This is a genomic window from Paraburkholderia sp. SIMBA_030, from assembly GCF_046535245.1.
Taxonomy (GTDB): domain Bacteria; phylum Pseudomonadota; class Gammaproteobacteria; order Burkholderiales; family Burkholderiaceae; genus Paraburkholderia.
The window spans coordinates 213469-229307 of sequence record NZ_JAWRXB010000001.1 but is presented as its reverse complement, the minus strand read 5'-3'; the positions used below and the strand labels follow the sequence as shown (position 1 = coordinate 229307).

At 59.7% G+C, this 15839-nt stretch carries 15 protein-coding genes; 11 read left to right on the top strand and 4 right to left on the bottom strand.

Annotated features, from left to right (window positions below; translation table 11 throughout):
- Positions 1–2: 2 nt before the first annotated feature.
- The 3 genes from SB772_RS00970 to SB772_RS00960 form a co-directional block, all read right to left on the bottom strand.
- Positions 3–1415 (bottom strand): cytochrome ubiquinol oxidase subunit I, encoded by a 1413-nt coding sequence (locus SB772_RS00970; RefSeq protein ID WP_410831416.1) that lies wholly within the window; start codon positions 1413–1415, stop codon positions 3–5.
- A complete protein-coding gene (locus tag SB772_RS00965; RefSeq protein WP_410831415.1) occupies positions 1412–1600 on the bottom strand; it encodes a hypothetical protein in 189 nt (62 codons plus the stop codon). Before SB772_RS00965 ends, SB772_RS00970 begins: the two co-directional genes overlap by 4 nt.
- A gap of 402 nt (positions 1601–2002) precedes the next feature.
- Complete coding sequence (locus SB772_RS00960; protein ID WP_410831414.1) at positions 2003–2917, bottom strand: LysR family transcriptional regulator; 915 nt, start codon at positions 2915–2917, stop codon at positions 2003–2005.
- Between the two features lie 215 nt (positions 2918–3132).
- Here SB772_RS00960 and SB772_RS00955 point away from each other — a divergent pair, with 215 nt between their 5' ends.
- The 6 genes from SB772_RS00955 to SB772_RS00930 all read left to right on the top strand — a co-directional run bounded on the left by SB772_RS00955 (position 3133) and on the right by SB772_RS00930 (position 7960).
- Complete coding sequence (locus SB772_RS00955; RefSeq protein WP_410831413.1) at positions 3133–4047, top strand: dioxygenase; 915 nt, start codon at positions 3133–3135, stop codon at positions 4045–4047.
- Positions 4048–4061: 14 nt separating this feature from the next.
- On the top strand, positions 4062–4811 hold the full coding sequence (locus tag SB772_RS00950; RefSeq protein ID WP_410831412.1) for an SDR family NAD(P)-dependent oxidoreductase: 750 nt from the start codon (positions 4062–4064) through the stop codon (positions 4809–4811).
- Positions 4812–4828: 17 nt separating this feature from the next.
- Entirely contained in the window at positions 4829–5710 is an 882-nt protein-coding gene (locus SB772_RS00945) for a 3-keto-5-aminohexanoate cleavage protein (RefSeq protein ID WP_410831411.1), read from the top strand.
- A gap of 103 nt (positions 5711–5813) precedes the next feature.
- Positions 5814–6791 (top strand): quinone oxidoreductase family protein, encoded by a 978-nt coding sequence (locus SB772_RS00940; RefSeq protein ID WP_410831410.1) that lies wholly within the window; start codon positions 5814–5816, stop codon positions 6789–6791.
- Complete coding sequence (locus SB772_RS00935; protein WP_410831409.1) at positions 6788–7135, top strand: cupin domain-containing protein; 348 nt, start codon at positions 6788–6790, stop codon at positions 7133–7135. Before SB772_RS00940 ends, SB772_RS00935 begins: the two co-directional genes overlap by 4 nt.
- Before the next feature lie 255 nt (positions 7136–7390).
- On the top strand, positions 7391–7960 hold the full coding sequence (locus SB772_RS00930; protein WP_410831408.1) for a helix-turn-helix domain-containing protein: 570 nt from the start codon (positions 7391–7393) through the stop codon (positions 7958–7960).
- 18 nt (positions 7961–7978) lie between these two features.
- On the opposite strand, the gene SB772_RS00925 is transcribed toward SB772_RS00930, so the two are convergent.
- Entirely contained in the window at positions 7979–9067 is a 1089-nt protein-coding gene (locus tag SB772_RS00925; RefSeq protein WP_410831407.1) for a LacI family DNA-binding transcriptional regulator, read from the bottom strand.
- A gap of 326 nt (positions 9068–9393) precedes the next feature.
- On the opposite strand from SB772_RS00925, the gene SB772_RS00920 reads away from it, so the two are divergent.
- The 5 genes from SB772_RS00920 to SB772_RS00900 all read left to right on the top strand — a co-directional run bounded on the left by SB772_RS00920 (position 9394) and on the right by SB772_RS00900 (position 15735).
- Entirely contained in the window at positions 9394–10392 is a 999-nt protein-coding gene (locus tag SB772_RS00920) for a sugar ABC transporter substrate-binding protein (protein WP_410831406.1), read from the top strand.
- A gap of 94 nt (positions 10393–10486) precedes the next feature.
- A complete protein-coding gene (locus tag SB772_RS00915; RefSeq protein WP_410831405.1) occupies positions 10487–11998 on the top strand; it encodes a sugar ABC transporter ATP-binding protein in 1512 nt (503 codons plus the stop codon).
- On the top strand, positions 11999–12973 hold the full coding sequence (locus SB772_RS00910; RefSeq protein ID WP_410831404.1) for an ABC transporter permease: 975 nt from the start codon (positions 11999–12001) through the stop codon (positions 12971–12973).
- On the top strand, positions 12970–13977 hold the full coding sequence (locus tag SB772_RS00905; protein ID WP_410831403.1) for an ABC transporter permease: 1008 nt from the start codon (positions 12970–12972) through the stop codon (positions 13975–13977). The genes SB772_RS00910 and SB772_RS00905 overlap by 4 nt, the downstream gene beginning before the upstream one ends.
- A gap of 639 nt (positions 13978–14616) precedes the next feature.
- Positions 14617–15735 (top strand): porin, encoded by a 1119-nt coding sequence (locus tag SB772_RS00900; RefSeq protein WP_410831402.1) that lies wholly within the window; start codon positions 14617–14619, stop codon positions 15733–15735.
- Positions 15736–15839 lie beyond the last annotated feature (104 nt).

The window sequence follows — 15839 nt, the reverse complement described above, 5'->3', positions numbered from 1 at the left end:
GGCTACTCCACGGGAGCCGGGTTGCGGCCGGCCGGGTCATTCATCACCGCGGGCTTGAGCGCATGCTTGAGCGAGCCGGTGGCCACCGGCTCGGACTGTGCAGCCTGTGGGCCGCGCCGGATCATGCGGAAAGTGAAGATCAGGAAGGCTGTCATGAAAAGCGCATAGATGCAGACGAACGCGATCAGTGTCGAAAGCAGCACGCCTGGCGGGACAGGGGAGACGGCGTCGGCCGTGCGCAGGATGTTGTAGATCACCCAGGGCTGGCGGCCTGTCTCCGCGAGATACCACCCGCCGAGCGTCGCGACCACGCCGGATGGCGTCATCACGACCAGCGTTCGCAGGAACCAGCGTGTGGTGAAGAGCCGGCCTTGCCAGCGCAGCCACAGCGATGCGATACATACGCCGAACATGATGATGGCAAGGCCGTACATCGTGCGGAAGCCGTAGAAGACCCAAGCCATGACCGGCTGCCGGTCGCGTGGCGTGTTCTTCAACCCTTCGACCCGGCCGTTCAGGCTATGGGTGAGCCAGATGCTTCCGAGGTAAGGGGTGCCGAGCGCGAAACGATTACGCTGGTTCTGCTGATCCGGGATGATGAACCAGTAATACGGTGCGGGCGATTGCGACTGTTTTTCCCAGAAGCCTTCGGCAGCCTGCATCTTGGCAGGCTGATGCTCGAGCATTTTCCCGTACAGCATGTCGCCGACAAAGACCTGGCAGCCGATCAGGATGGTGGCAAACGTGAGGCCGATCGAAACCGTGCGGCGTCCGAACGCTTCATGTTCTCCGCGCAGGAGATACCAGGCGCCGACGCCGGCAACGAGGAACGAGCCGGTGATGTAGGCCGCTACCAGCATGTGCGGCAGGCGATACGGCCAGGAGGGGTTGACGATCACCTTCAGCCAGTCGGTCACCACAATCCGGCCGTGTTCGACCACCACGCCGTCAGGGGTTTGCATCCAGCTGTTGGCCGAGAGGATCCACGATGCCGACAGCAACGTGCCGAGCGCGACCATGCAGGTGGCGAGGAAGTGAAGCTTCGGTCCGACCCGGTTGAAACCGAACAGCATGATGCCGAGGAACCCGGCTTCGAGGAAAAAAGAGGTCAACACTTCCAGTCCGATCATCGGGCCGATGGCTGGACCCGCCATCTGCCCGAATCTGGCGAAGCCGAGGCCGAATTCGAACGAGAGGACGATACCGGTGACTACGCCGACCCCGAAGCCCATCGCGAAGATACCGAGCCAGAAACGGTAGATCTGCAGATAGAGCGGGTCGCGGGTCTTCAGCCACAGGCCTTCCATGATGGCCAGAAATGCGGCGAGTCCGATGGAGATCGTCGGAAAGATGATGTGGAAGCTGACGGTGAACGCGAACTGGACGCGCGCGAGGATGGCGGGATCGAGGTTCACGGCTGTTTCCGTTCGGTTTGTGGGCGCCGGGAGATCGTCACGGCTAGCGCGATGAACAGTGTGAGCGCGATGATCGACGCAGGCAGACCGAAGACGCCGATGATGACGAAGAAGAACGCCACGCCAAGCAGGGTTGCGCAGATCGCCCCTGGCACGCGCCACGTGGATGTGGACATGGCCTTCATGGCTGTTCGCCTCTGCAACGCGGTCCCGCGGCCGCAACCACGCAGACGTCGGACGAAAACGAGTCGTAGAGCATGGACAGGCTCCTTCAAAATTACGTGCGTTTCAAGGTAACGCCTGGAAAGCGTACAGACCGGGCCTGGTTGCCGCACCGCGCGGCAGCGCCCGCACGTGACCCAGTGGGACAGCTTCTGACCGGCGCAACAGATCGGCCGACGGCCAGCAGATGATGCCGCATGGAAACCTTAAAAGTCCTGAGCGAATCATAAATCCTGCTGAAGGCATCGCTCCTCCCGCCCCCACGCATTGACAATTCCCGCCTCGGTCTTCCGCACGCTTTCACGCAGCGTGACGAAATACTGCAGGCTTATCCGCGGGAAGACACATTCACGTACCGGCCGCTGTCATACGTATTGATGGCTGACGAAACGCTCCACGAGATCGGGTGCGTCGAGACGATCGATCCACCAGCGCATCGCCCGTCCGGTTTCGTCTTCGCGCCAGGCCATATAAAAGTGGGTCACTTCCCGCATGCCGAAGACCTGCTTGGCGACGAGTTCTCCGCGAGCGATGGGCGCCGTCGCCAGGCACTCGGGAATGGTGCCGACAGCGAGCCCTTCGAGTTGTGCGCCGAGTTTGCCGGCGAGCGTGGGCAGCGTCAGGCAATTCTGCGTAGCGGCAGCGCCGACGGTACGCGGCATCAGCTCGCGCGAGGTATCGCCGATGACCGCACCGCGATGGCGTGCGACGGTTTCCATGGTCAGCGGTTCGGGAAGCGCCGCAAGCGGATGACCTGGCGCTACCACGAAAATGTGGCGCATGGAACCGATGGGGCGAGTGACGAGATTGGCCACGTTGGGTGGATCACCCGCGGCGCCGACCACGAGGTCGGCACGCCGCGTGATCAACGCATCCCACGTGCCGCCCAACACTTCCCGGGACAGGCGCAGGCGAGTCTCCATGTTCATGTCGTAAAACGCATGGACGTGCGGCCAGATTGCATCGAATGGCAGGATCTCGTCGATGCAGATGCGCAGATCCGTTTCCCAGCCGTGCTGTACGCGTTTTGCCTTGAGCTCGAGTTCTTCGGCGCCTTGCAGCAGGCGCCTGCCTTCCTCGACCACCACCCGTCCGGCATGCGTGAATTTTGCCCGCCGGCCGCTCCGGTCGAACAAGGTGATTTCGAGGTCGCTCTCGAGCTTCTGCACCAGATAGCTCAGCGACGACGGCACACGATGAAGAAGTTCGGCCGCCTCCGCGAAGGTACCGGTGCGATCGATTGCATCGAGTACTTCCAATACCTCAAATGACAGCTTCATTGAAGATTCCTGCGGTAGTTGCCTGATTGCGCCTGTTCTGGACCGCGCGTGGCCTGATGGCGTCGATTGTCGCACTGACTTGGGACCGGTGGCGACTCGTCCGCATCGAGCAACGAAAAAATATTCAGTACAGGGTTAACTATGGCATCTTTAAGCTTTGACATCGGCATATTTGCAAATTATTATGCAAACGATTGCACTGATGGAGATGCCCTATGGAAAATTCGAACCATCTGAAGAACGTAGTCGACGACGCCGCTTCAATAACCGCGGTTGTCAAGGCGGCCATGAGCCAGACCGACGATCCCCGGCTCAAGGATCTGCTCGACGCGCTAGTGGAGCATGGCCACGCGTTCCTGAAGCAGGTGAAGTTGACTGACGAGGAATTCGAAAAAGGCCTTGATTTCGTGAGGGCGGTCGGTCTGGCTTGCAACGACAGGCACAACGAGGTCGTTCTGCTTGCCGACGTGCTGGGCCTCTCGACTCTGGTTACGTTGCTGAACAACTCGGACGCAAGCGGTCGCACGCCGGGCGCCCTGCTGGGGCCGTTCTATCGGGGCGACTCGCCGCAGTACGCGAATGGCGAATGCATCGCATGCGAGAACTCGCCCGGCGCTCCGCTCTTCGTGAACGGACGCGTGCTCAACATCCAGGGCGAGCCGGTGGCCAACGCCAAGGTCGACATCTGGCAGGCCTCGCCAGTCGGCTTGTACGAAAACCAGGACTCGAGCCAACCCGACAAGAACCTGCGCGGTCACTACTACACCGACAGCGAGGGGCGGTTTACCTGCAAGAGCGTACGCCCTGCCGGCTACCCTGTGCCCACTGACGGGCCGGTAGGCGTACTGCTTGAGAAGCAGAACCGGCACCCGTTCCGGCCAGCGCATCTGCATTTCGTCATCATCGCGCAAGGCTACGCGACGCTGGTCTCGCAAGTGTTCGCCGATGACTCGGAGCACCTGAATTCCGACGTCGTGTTTGGTGTCAACCGTCATCTCGTCGGCACGTTCCGGCGCCACGATTCCGGCACAGGCCCGAGGCAGGACGTAGACAGGCTGTACTACACACTCGACTACGACTTCGTTCTTGCCGAAGGAACGCCGACCTATCCGAATCCCCCCATCAAGTAAAGCAGAGGTCTCACGTGTCCAACACACTTTCAGGGAAGGTCGCGATCATCCTGGGCGGAACCGGAGGCATCGGCGCTGCTGCGGCCCGCCGTCTTGGGCAAGCTGGCGCCCGCGTCGTAGTCGTCGGTCAGCGCGACCTGAACCGAGCGCAGCGCGTGGCTGACGATCTGCCAGGTGAGGGCCACAGCGCGGCGCTTGCATCCATTACGGCGAGCGAGAGTCTGAACGCGCTGGCCGGGCTGGTTCGCGACCGGTATGGCCGCGCGGATATTCTCGTGAACACGGCGGGCTTCACCCAGCCCGTTAAGCATTCAGACTTGAATGCGCTCACCGACGAATTGATCGACGAGATTCTGAAGGTCAACTGGCGTGGGCAATTCGCGGCCATCCGTGCTTTTCGCGAACTGCTCGATGCGTCGGGGGATGGCCTCGTCGTCAACGTTTCCTCGATTTCCGGCACGACGGGCGTCGGCAGCAACATCGCCTACTGCGCGGCCAAAGCCGGGCTTGACGTGATGGCGGCGTCGCTCGGCCGTGCGCTTGCACCTCGCATTCGTGTCCTGAACGTATCCCCGGGGGTGGTCGACACGTCGTTCGTTCCCGGCCGTGGCGACGACTTCAACGACAAGGTCGCGGCCACCACGCCGCTAGGCCGCATCGGGACGCCGGACGATATCGCCGCAGCCATCGAGGCCTGCGCCACTCATCTGAAATTCAGCACTGGGGTGACCATCGTCGTGGACGGTGGCCGCCGCCTGAACTAGTTGCAGCGAGGCCTGACATGCATTCCCGCAAGACCATCATCACCTGTGCTGTAACAGGCAATATCACCAAACCGGAGCAACATCCGGGGCTGCCGATCACACCCGAACAGATCGCGACCGCCTCGCTCGATGCGGCACACGCCGGCGCGGCCGCCGTTCACATCCACGTGCGCGATCCCGAGATGGGGCGGCCCTCGATGGATGTGAAACTCTACCGGGAAGTCATCGAGCGCATCCGCGCGGTGAACGCCGATCTCATCATCAATCTGACCACAGGCCCGGGCGGCCGCTTTATCCCGAGCGACGACGACCCCAGAGTCGCGGCGCCGGGCACGACCTTGCTGCCGCCGGAGAGACGCGTCGAGCACGTTCTCGAACTCAAGCCGGACATCTGCAGTCTCGACCTGAACACGATGAACTCGGGCGGCGACGTTGTCATCAATACACCTAAGAATGTCACGCGCATGGCCAACGTCATCCGCGAGGCGGGCGTCAAGCCCGAGCTTGAAATTTTCGATTCCGGTGACTTGCACCTGGCATTGGACCTGATCAAGGAGGGCGTTCTTGACGGGCCGGGGCTCTGGACCCTGGTGATGGGCGTCAAATACGGTTTCTCGGCCAGTCCGGAAACGCTTCTCTACGCGCGTAACCTGCTGCCCCGTCACGCCGTCTGGTCGGCCTTCGGTGTCGGCCGTTTCGAATTCCCGATCGTCGCCCAGTCATGGCTGGCGGGTGGCCATGTCAGGGTCGGGCTTGAAGACAACATCTACATCGCCAAGGGCGTACTCGCCAACAGCAATGCGGAGCTTGTCACGCGTGCTCGCGATATTGTGCACTCGCTGGGCGGCGAACTGGCGACCTGCCAGGAGGCGCGCGAGCTTCTCGGGCTGAACCGATGAGCGCGCTTCAGGACGCGTCGATATTTGGTACTCCAAACGTGGCGCTTGCCGAGCGTTACAGAACTGCTCGACCTGTCATCTTGACCTTTTAGGAAATTAGAAAATGAAAACAGTTCGTGTCTTGGAAAAGAGCGCCGATATCGACTCGCTCGATCTGCATATTGGCGCGCAAGATGCGCCGGACGTCGAGTTTGCCGAGTGTCTCGTGCGTGTGGTGAGTGCGGCAGTGAATCCGAGCGACGTGAAGGCCGTGCTGGGATTTATGCCGCATGCGGTGTGGCCGCGCACGCCGGGTCGCGATTACGCCGGCATTGTTGTCGAGGGGCCGCAAGAGATGCTTGGCAAGGAAGTGTGGGGCAGCGGCGGCGAGTTGGGTATCCGACGCGATGGCACGCATGCCGGCTATCTCGCCGTGCCCGTGGGTAGTGTGCGCGCCAAGCCCGGCAATCTGAGCATGGAAGAGGCGGGCGCGATCGGCGTCCCCTTCGTTACCGCCTTCGAAGGACTGCAACGGGCGGGAGGCGTGGAAGAAGGCGAAGTCGTCCTCGTGCTGGGCGCAAACGGCAAGGTGGGGCAGGCAGCGATACAACTTGCGACCCAGGCCGGGGCGCGGGTGTTTGGTGTCGAACGCACGAATGAACCGTACCTCGGCCATGCGAACGCCGACGTCACCATGATCGACGCCTCGTCGCAAAACCTCGATGAGGTGGTTCGTCGATTGACAGATGGTCATGGTGCGGACATCGTGTACAACACGGTTGGCAGTCCATACTTCGAAAAGGCCAACCAGGCCATGGCGGTGCGAGGGACGCAGATTTTCATCTCGACCATCGAACGTCCGGTGCCATTCGACATCTTTACGTTCTATCGGGGACAGCACACCTATGTCGGCATCGATACGCTCGCACTCGATAGCACGGAAGGCGCGCTCATTCTCGATGCACTGTTGCCGGCTTTCGAACGTGGCACGTTAAAGCCGTTTCCTATCGTCGAGGATTTTGTCTTCGATCTCTCTGACGCGGCGCTTGCGTATCAGGCCGTTTTCCGTGGCGCGGCTAATCGGGTTCTGCTCAAGCCATGAACGTAACCCGCTTCGAAGAGGCGCCGGAATACTTTCCGCCCAACCACTTTTCGATGCGGTGCGTCCGGCTTCAAGGCCACGAAGCCGGACCGGCAGAGTCGCTATGGCTAGGCATTTCGGCGATCGAGCCGGGCGGCTATACCACGTCGGATGCATCGCCCGTTGAAAAACACTATGTGGTGCTGGAAGGTGAAGTCACCGTCGTGACCGATGAAGGCGAGATTGTTCTCGCGACCTTCGATTCGTGCCGCATTGCACCGGGAGAACTGCGGGCATTGCAAAACCGTTCCCGCAGCCCGACGAAGATTCTGCTGGCGATGCCGTTTCCGCCCAAGCAGTGCTGATGGGGCGGCAGTGGTAACCGCACGCGTGCTTTCGCTGGCGACCGGCCACGCTTGCGCATGATGCATTCCAGCGGTGTTGTGACGGATATGCGGCTTGCCGGGTGTGAACAGCGGCACGCCCAAACCGCCGACGGCGGCTGTTTTCTCTATGTGCGGCAAGGCGGCGTATGGATAAGGGCAGGGCGGCGCGCATACTGCGTGACGCAAGGCAATGGCATCTGGCTCCCGCCGGCCGTTACCTATAGCGTCCTGACCGTGTACGAAGCCGATATTCGCGCGCTTCGAATCGACATCGGCCTGAGCGCCGATTTCATACCGGCGGCGCGCCTTCTAAACTGCTCCGCCGTATTGACCGCGATCTTCTCGGGCGCGCAACGATCGATCATCGAACGCTCATATGCAGCAGTCGTGGCTCTGCTAGCCGATGAGTTGCATACGGTGCCTGAAGTTTCCGGGAATTTTTCTGTCCGCATGCCGCCATCGGGAAGCCGTGTCGCGGCGCTGTGCGAGGCGCTGCTCATGCATCCAACCAGGGAGATGGCGCTCGAGGACGCGGCAAGCCGGGCGGGAGTCAGCTGCCGTACCTTGAGCCGGATTTTTACCAGGGAACTCGGCGCCAGTGTCGGCCGATGGCGCCGCGAAGTGCAGACGGGCACGGCGATGTGCGCACTTGTAAACGGCAATTCCGTGGCGGAGACGGCCCGTATTCTTGGGTTTACATCGAGCGCGTTTTCGACGCTCTTTAAATCACGGATCGGCCATTCACCGCGTGAATGGCTCGCGCGCCAGCGCATCAGGTCGCCTGAACGAAGCGCTTCAGGTTGAACCCTGGCGCTTCCGTGCTCACTCAGCAGAAGCGGGTGCGGTTCTCGGTGCTTTCACTCGCAGCGGCGTGTTGCGTGGCATGGCAGTTGAGCCACGAACCATCAGTTCAGGGGGTAGCGTAATGCGGTGCGGGGCCGCGCCCGGTGCCGCAATCATCCCGAGCAGCAGTCTTGCGGCCTGCCGGCCCATTTCGCGGTGCTGGATGCGCAGCGTGGTTAATGGCGGATGGAGCATGTCGAGAAGCGGCATGTCGTTGTGACCGATGAGCGAAATATCTTTCGGGCACACCAGACGTTGTTCCGCGAAAACGTCATAGCACCCCAGCGCGATCAGGTCATTCGCCGCAATGATCGCGGTCACGCTTTTGTGCTCCTTCAGCAGCTGGTCGCAGGCCACCCGGCCCGCTTCACGCGTGAATTCGGCGGCCTCGAGGATCACCGTCCCGGTCAGACGATGTTGCTGCGTCGCCATCTGGAAGCCCTGGATTCGCGAGAGCCCGGTTGCCAGGCGCTCAGGGCCGGCGAGATGCGCAATCCGCTTGTGCCCAAGCGCCACCAGGTGATCGACCGCGAGCTTCATGGAGAGGAAGTCGTCGTTGATCACTTCCGGCACTTGTCCGCCATCTTCCGCACGATTCACCAGCACGACGGGTATGCCATCGAGAATGCAACGGCGTACTAGCGGGTCGTGGCGAGCAGCGGTTGCGAGAACCAGGCCGTCGACCTGGCGCTCGAGCATCTGCTCAAGCATGCGTTCCTGGTCTTTCAACGTTCCAACGGTATTGGCGATCAGGACGCCATAGCCAACGGCCGCGAGTTCTTCCTCGATGCCACAAACAATCGGCGGGAATACCGGGTTCTCGATATCGGGCAGGCACACCCCGACCACCCTTGACTGGCCTCCGCGGAGCGCGGACGCGAGCTTGTTCTGCCGGTAACCCAGCGATTTCGCGGATGCCAACACTCTGCGGACGACTTCGTCCCCAATCAGGTGACGGGTTGCAGGATTGAGGGCTCGCGAGACCGTCGACGCGTTGACAGACGCATGCAGCGCGACTTCGCGAATGGTGACGCGGTTCGTTGCCCGGGATTCTGATGTTTTGGCCATGGAAGTCATTGTATACGTGCAAAGGGTTGCTCTCAATGTTGCAAGTACAAACCCTATGCGCCAAGCGCCATAAATGAATTGACAAAGGTATCTGTCGGGATAGTATATGCATACGTTTGCATAAAGATTGTTACGCAGCAAAAACAGAAATTGCGTTCGCGATGCAGTAAAAGCTTAATAATTAGCCCACTTCTAAGCAAACGATTGCATTGGTTGTGCACGAAATCAAACGTGTTCCCCCGGATGCATTCCTGCAACCGGGCTGGCATATCGGACTCGGGCACCCGCTGGATGCCCGCCAAAAAAACAGTTAAATGGAGACGACCTTGAAACTGACCACCAAACTTACGAACCGACTGGCGAGAAAACGCATGTTCATCACCTGTGCGTTCGCACTGGGCATTGCCGCGGGATCAAACGCTTTTGCAACCGGCGAGACCGTTGCGGCCTTCTACAAGAATCAGGTCGATCCCCATTTCGCGCTCGTCCACGCCGGCGTCGATGCGGCAGCGAAGGATCTCGGCGTTTCGGTGACCCACTACGCGCCGACGCGGCCCAATGATCTTGGCGAGCAGCTCAGCGAGCTCGAGGACGTGAGTGTCAGAAAACCCAACGTCGTGCTGTTCATGGGCGTCAATCCTCATGGCGTCGTTCCGGAGATCGAGAAGGTCAACGCGATCGGTATCCCGATCATCAACTATAACGACAGGGTCGCGGGCGGCAAATTCGCCTCCGTCGTCGTTGCCGATGACTTCAATCTTGGGCTGGATGTCGGTCGCTATCTGCTGAAGAGCATCGGCGGGAAAGGCAATGTCGTCATCCTTGAAGGCGTGAAGGGCTCCACCACGAGCGACGAGCGGGTACGCGGCTTCCACAAGGCGCTGGAGGAGTTTCCGAACGTCAAGCTCCTCGCCTCCCAGCCTGCGAACTATCAGCGTTTGCAGGCGCTTCAGGTCATGGAGAACCTGATTCAGTCGAATCCAAAGATCGACGGTGTTCTCGCGGCGGCGGACGTGATGGCGATGGGGGCCATCGAGGCATTGGAGGCGGCCGGTCAGAAGCAGGCCAAGGTGGTGGGTATCGGCGGCGTGCCGGAGTCGGTCAAAGCCATCAAGGACGGCCGGCTGCTGGCGACTGCTGAATTCAACGGCTACAAGATGGGCTGCATTGCCACGATGGCGGCCGTGAGGACGGTGCGTAAGGAGCCCGTTCCGCAGACCATTCTGATCAAAGGCATCGTCATCGATAAAACGAACTACGCACCGTTCGAAGTGCCGGGCGACAAACGGCAGTGTCCGAAGTGGGGCGACGTCGTGAGCAACTAACGAGGCAGGCGTTCGCGCTGTCGCGGTGCCGGATATCGTTCGAACGATATCCGGCACCGCCAGCGACTGCTCAAGCCACAAACTGAAGGCAAACATGGAAACTACGATTCCGACCGATGGCGTGCCTCTTCTGGAATTGCGCAAGATCTGCAAGAGCTTCCCGGGTGTGCGCGCCCTGACCGACGTCGACCTTCGGCTGTATGCCGGCGAAGTGCACATGCTTCTCGGGGAGAACGGTGCAGGGAAGTCGTCCTTGATGAAGGTCCTGTTCGGTGCGTACAGAGCCGACTCCGGCGAGTTCTTCAGCGATGGCCTGCCTATAACAATTGAATCGCCTGCTGACGCCAGGCGACTCGGCATTGCGGTGATCTTCCAGGAGTTCTCCCTCGTACCGCATCTGACTATCGCGCAGAACATCTATCTTGGCCGCGAGCCGCGCAATCGCTTTGGTCTGATCGATCATCGCAAGATGCATCTCGACGCCAGGGCTGCGCTCGAAGAACTTGGACTGGCCTACGATACCCATGCATACGCGGCCGACCTCGGCGTCGCGCAGCAGCAGATGGTGGAGATCGCGAAGGCGCTCTCGCACCATGCCCGCGTGGTGGTCATGGACGAGCCGACGGCGGCGATTTCAGATCGTGAGGCCGAGGCGCTGTTTAGCGTCGTCAGAAAACTACGTGAGTCCGGTGCCGCGATTGTCTATATCTCCCATCGCATGAAGGAGGTGTTCGACCTGGGCGATCGCGTCACGGTGCTGCGTGACGGGCGTCTGGTGCAGTCGATGCCGGCCACCGCGGCGACACCCGATGAACTGATCGCGTTGATGGTCGGGCGATCAGTCGGGACGGTGTACAAGCGCCAGTATTTTGGTGAGCCTGGCAAGGTCGCGCTCGACGTGCGCCAATTGACAACGACAACCGGCGTTCGCGGAGTCGATCTGCAGGTTCGGTGCGGTGAAATCGTCGGACTCTCGGGACTAGTGGGCGCCGGGCGTACGGAGGTCGTGCGGGCGGTTTTCGGTGCGGACCCGATTCAAACCGGCCAGGTTACCGTCTTTGGTGAAGCTGTGACTGGCGGTCCTCACAAAGTCGCGGCAATGGGCGTGGGTCTGATTCCTGAGAATCGGAAGCAGGAGGGGTTGGCGCTGAAGCGCTCCGTGCACGAAAACCTGCTCACGTCCAGCCTGTGGAAACTCTTTCCGAAAGGATGGTATCAAGCGGAGAAAGCAAGGAGTGCGACTAAAGCGCTCATCGATTCCTTGCGGATTGCGCCTGGTGACCCCAATAAATGCGCCCGTGTCCTGAGCGGTGGCAATCAGCAGAAGATCGTGATCGGTAAATGGCTCAGTGCCGGCTGCCGGCTGTTCATATTCGATGAGCCGACGCGCGGCATTGACATAGGCGCAAAGACCGAAATTTTCAACTTGATCGAGAACCTGATTAAAGACGGTGCCGCCGTTCTGCTCATCAGTTCTGAATTGACGGAAATTGTTCACGTTTGCGATCGCGCGTACGTCATGCGCGAAGGCGTGGTCTCGGGTGAATTACCCAGAGAAAACCTGAGCGAACAGAACATTCTTCGCCTGGCGATGCATGGGAGTTAAATGATGGAAGCAACGGTTGAAAGAGTCAGTGTGATGCGAAAGCGGCGGCCTGTGCCGTCGATTGTCGCGGCGAGTGTCGTACTCGCGGCGGCGGCGATGCTCGGTGTGCCCGGATTTGCATCGAGTGGCAACATCACCAACATCGGACTGCAGGTCTCAATCCTGCTCATGATTGCGATGCCGATGACGCTGGTCATTCTGAGCGAGGGGCTCGACCTTTCCGTGGGCGCGCTCCTCAGTCTCTGTGCGGTCGTTTTCGCTCAGACGCTGGGGTTGGGATGGGGTATCGCGCTGGCGTTATGTGCTTCAGTGGCGGTGGGGATGCTGGCAGGTCTCTTCAACGGCGCACTCATAGCGAAGCTGGGACTCCCTCCCTTTGTTGTCACACTCGGTACGCTTGGCATTGCCCACGGTATCGCGCTCGTGCTGACGGACGGCAACGCGGTTGTCGTTGGGAACCCCAGCGTAGCCCTGCTCTATGCGTGGACCCTTCTGGGCATTCCGTTTCCGGTGATCGTTGCGCTCCTCGCGTATGCGCTGACCCATCTGTTGTTGTATCACACGCGGTTTGGCACCTACGTATTCGCCATCGGCGGTAATCGGGACGCGCTGCTTCTCGCCGGTATCAAGGCCAAGGTCTTTCACATTGCGATCTATGTCTTCGGTGGACTGATGGTCGGATTGGCGGCGCTGGTGCTGGTCGGCCGAATGAATTCCGCGGAGCCGACCTCGGCGATCGGCATGGAGTTCGATGCGATTGCGGCCGTGGTCCTGGGTGGCACGTCTTTCGAGCGCGGTGAAGGATGGTTGTTCGGCACGGTCATGGGCGTCCTGACGATCGGCGTTTTGCGCAATGCCTTGAATCTCCTTGGCATCGAATCCTCTCTTCAGGTGGTTTCCGTCGGGATGCTGGTACTCCTCGTCGTTGTTATCGATAGCGTGCGCAAGTCCAGGGTTAAGGGAGCGAAAGCATGAGTATTCTGAACAACTCCCGCTTCGGGTGGTCCCGCGTCAGCCAGCTGGATGTGCGTCATCATGTCCGCGAGGAAACGGCTACGCTGATCTATCGCGCCATACTTATCGTTTTGATCGGAATGGTATTGGCCTTCGCGACGTCTTCGTTCTCCGCAACCCCCAATTTGCTCAACGTTCTGCGTCAGGCCAGCCTGATGTTCCTGCTCGCCTCCGGACTTACGCTGGTGATCCTGTCCGGCGGTTTTGATCTTTCGATCGCGGCCAACCTTACGCTCTCGGCCTGTCTGGCGGCGGGTGTCATGAAGACAGGCGGGTCGCCGATTCTGGCGGCGTTAGTCGCACTTTCATGCAGTACGCTGATCGGGCTGCTCAATGGCCTCGCCGTGACGTTGCTGCGGCTGCCGCCGTTTCTCGCCACGTACGGGATGCTTTGGGTCGTCCAGGGGCTCGCATTCCATTACATGGGGGGTAATGAGATTTACGGTTTTCCAGCGGGTTTCAGAACGCTGGGCACAGGATTCCTCGGCGGCATACCGTTGCCCGTCTATATGATGGTATTCGTACTGGTCGGCGCGACGATCGTCACGGGAGGGCTCAATTTCGGCCGGGAAATCTATGCGATTGGCGCCAATAGCGAGGTTGCCAGACTCTCGGGCATACCGGTGCGCCGGCGCAAAATTGCTGTCTATACGATAAGTGGCCTGATGTCCGGGATTGCCGCGCTTATTTATCTCGCGCGGGTCAATGCAGCAGATTCAGCTATGGGCGAGCCGCTTCTGCTTCCCGTTATCGCGGCCATCCTGATCGGCGGCACGTCTCTATTCGGTGGCGCGGGGAGCCTGCTGGGCACGTTGTCCGGTTGCGTCATTCTCGCGCTCGTGATCGACGGGATGAACCTCTTGAACCTCAACGCAAACTGGCAGCCACTCGTCGTTGGCGCCGTGCTGCTGATTGCGGTGCTCGCGGACGTTCTTGGGCGGGGCAGAAAAGAGCGGATCGGCTAACTCCGAGGGGCGACAAATGACCTTGAGGATTGTTTGTCGCCCATTGTGCTGGTTGTGTCGCATGTCTGTTGCCGCCGTCGTCGCTACGCCCCATTACCGTTGGTCACAAAAATGGACGCTTTGATAAGCGGCGAGACTTCGAGGTCAAGGACTTTAACCCGATGTTCCGTATTATCTGGATAACGATCCGGTCGACGCAAACGCAACGGGTAACCGGGCCGGTCGAGAACGCGCCGGGAGAATAGGGCGATCAACGATCACGGTGCTCCCAATTGCACCGGTATCAGTGCGGACCCTTAGGCAATCGATTGTTCAATAGATTTCGGCTGATTAATTGAAATACCAAGGGAAAACATGAGTCGATAAATTCTTTGACCCGCGAAGATTGCACAATAATGTGCAAACGATTGCATGGATATTGCAGAAGATGGACTTGAGGAAGGATTTGGCGTGGTGAGTCGGAAAGCCGGCTAAGGCGGCGGTCGACGCAATCTGGTCGTCTTGCAGGTGCATCGAGCGTTTCTTTCAGGCTGTCTTTCCTGCCTTGACGATTCGTATAACGAATAAATATATAAATGCGAGCTGTGAAACCGGAAACGGCTGGCAATGAATCCATTACTAAGAGCGAGTGAGGAAGACATGAAACGAAGGACGATTGCCGCGGTCATTGGTGCAGGTTTGTGCAGCGCTGGTTTGAGCTGTGCGAGCTTTGCGCAGAGTAGCGTGACGATGGCGGGCAAACTGGACGACGGTATCACGTTCGTCGACAACGATGGCGGTCACCACAATTACAGGGCCGATAGCGGTGTGCTGTTTCCGAATCTGTGGATATTGACGGGTACCGAAGATTTGGGCGGCGGTGTCAAGACCGTGTTCAAGTTGTCGACGTTGTTTAACCTGAACAACGGTCAGCTCAATCAGCCGAACACCTTATTTGGCCAGCAGGCATGGGTCGGTCTGCAAACCGGCTACGGTACGCTGACAATGGGCAATCAGTTCGATTTCAGCGCGGATTTCTTTGGCCAATTCAACGTGGGCGCTGCCGGCAGCGGCTACGCGATCCACCAGGGCGACTTTGATCACACCAACAATGACCGCATAAAGAACTCCATCAAGTACACGAGTCCTGTATGGGGCGGTTTCACATTTGGCGCGATGTACGGCTTCAGCAATGCGGCGGGCAGCTTCCATGACGGAAGCGGTTGGAGTGCGGGTTTGCAATACGCCAATGGGCCTTTGATCGTTGGGGCGGCTTACACGTACCAGGCCAAGCCCACGCTTGACCCTTATGCGCAAATTGGCGTCCACACGTTCTTCAATGTGCCTGTCGCCACTGTGTCGGGCAATGCCGCGACCGATCTGATGCCTGAGTTCCAACTCAGTTCCCTGGGAACGTTCGGGATCGGCGCATCGTACGCGATTGGAGACTTTACCCTTTATGGCGACTTCAGCGACACCGTCCTGAAGTACCAGGCCCAGACCTCGGTTATGCACGTCTATGAAACCGGGGCGACGTATCAGGTCACACCTGCCACGCAACTGGTTCTGGGTTATCAGCATACCGGCTTCGAAGGCCACACGTGGAACCAGGTGACTGCAGCGGCGCTTTATTCGCTGTCCAAACGTACCCAGGTTTATATCTCCTCGGATTACCTGAAGGCGTCATCCGGCGTGGACGCCGTCATCGGCGGAAGTTTCGCACCTTCGCTGGCAGGTCAGCAGGCCGACGTGCGAATCGGCATGTATCACGCTTTCTAGGCACGCTTATATCGCAGGTTGGTCTGCGTTGCGATAACCGAATTGGGGACCTGCTCCCCGCCCCGGCTACGGCTGAAAATTTTAACGATTGGAGGAGTCAACAC

What these genes read in the sequence shown, in the direction of transcription:
- SB772_RS00965 (WP_410831415.1), bottom strand. Translation starts at nt 1,600, where the DNA reads ATGAAGGCCATGTCCACATCCACGTGGCGCGTGCCAGGGGCGATCTGC.
- SB772_RS00960 (WP_410831414.1), bottom strand. Translation starts at nt 2,917, where the DNA reads ATGAAGCTGTCATTTGAGGTATTGGAAGTACTCGATGCAATCGATCGC.
- SB772_RS00955 (WP_410831413.1), top strand. Translation starts at nt 3,133, where the DNA reads ATGGAAAATTCGAACCATCTGAAGAACGTAGTCGACGACGCCGCTTCA.
- SB772_RS00945 (WP_410831411.1), top strand. Translation starts at nt 4,829, where the DNA reads ATGCATTCCCGCAAGACCATCATCACCTGTGCTGTAACAGGCAATATC.
- SB772_RS00940 (WP_410831410.1), top strand. Translation starts at nt 5,814, where the DNA reads ATGAAAACAGTTCGTGTCTTGGAAAAGAGCGCCGATATCGACTCGCTC.
- SB772_RS00935 (WP_410831409.1), top strand. Translation starts at nt 6,788, where the DNA reads ATGAACGTAACCCGCTTCGAAGAGGCGCCGGAATACTTTCCGCCCAAC.
- SB772_RS00925 (WP_410831407.1), bottom strand. Translation starts at nt 9,067, where the DNA reads ATGGCCAAAACATCAGAATCCCGGGCAACGAACCGCGTCACCATTCGC.
- SB772_RS00915 (WP_410831405.1), top strand. Translation starts at nt 10,487, where the DNA reads ATGGAAACTACGATTCCGACCGATGGCGTGCCTCTTCTGGAATTGCGC.
- SB772_RS00910 (WP_410831404.1), top strand. Translation starts at nt 11,999, where the DNA reads ATGATGGAAGCAACGGTTGAAAGAGTCAGTGTGATGCGAAAGCGGCGG.
- SB772_RS00905 (WP_410831403.1), top strand. Translation starts at nt 12,970, where the DNA reads ATGAGTATTCTGAACAACTCCCGCTTCGGGTGGTCCCGCGTCAGCCAG.
- SB772_RS00900 (WP_410831402.1), top strand. Translation starts at nt 14,617, where the DNA reads ATGAAACGAAGGACGATTGCCGCGGTCATTGGTGCAGGTTTGTGCAGC.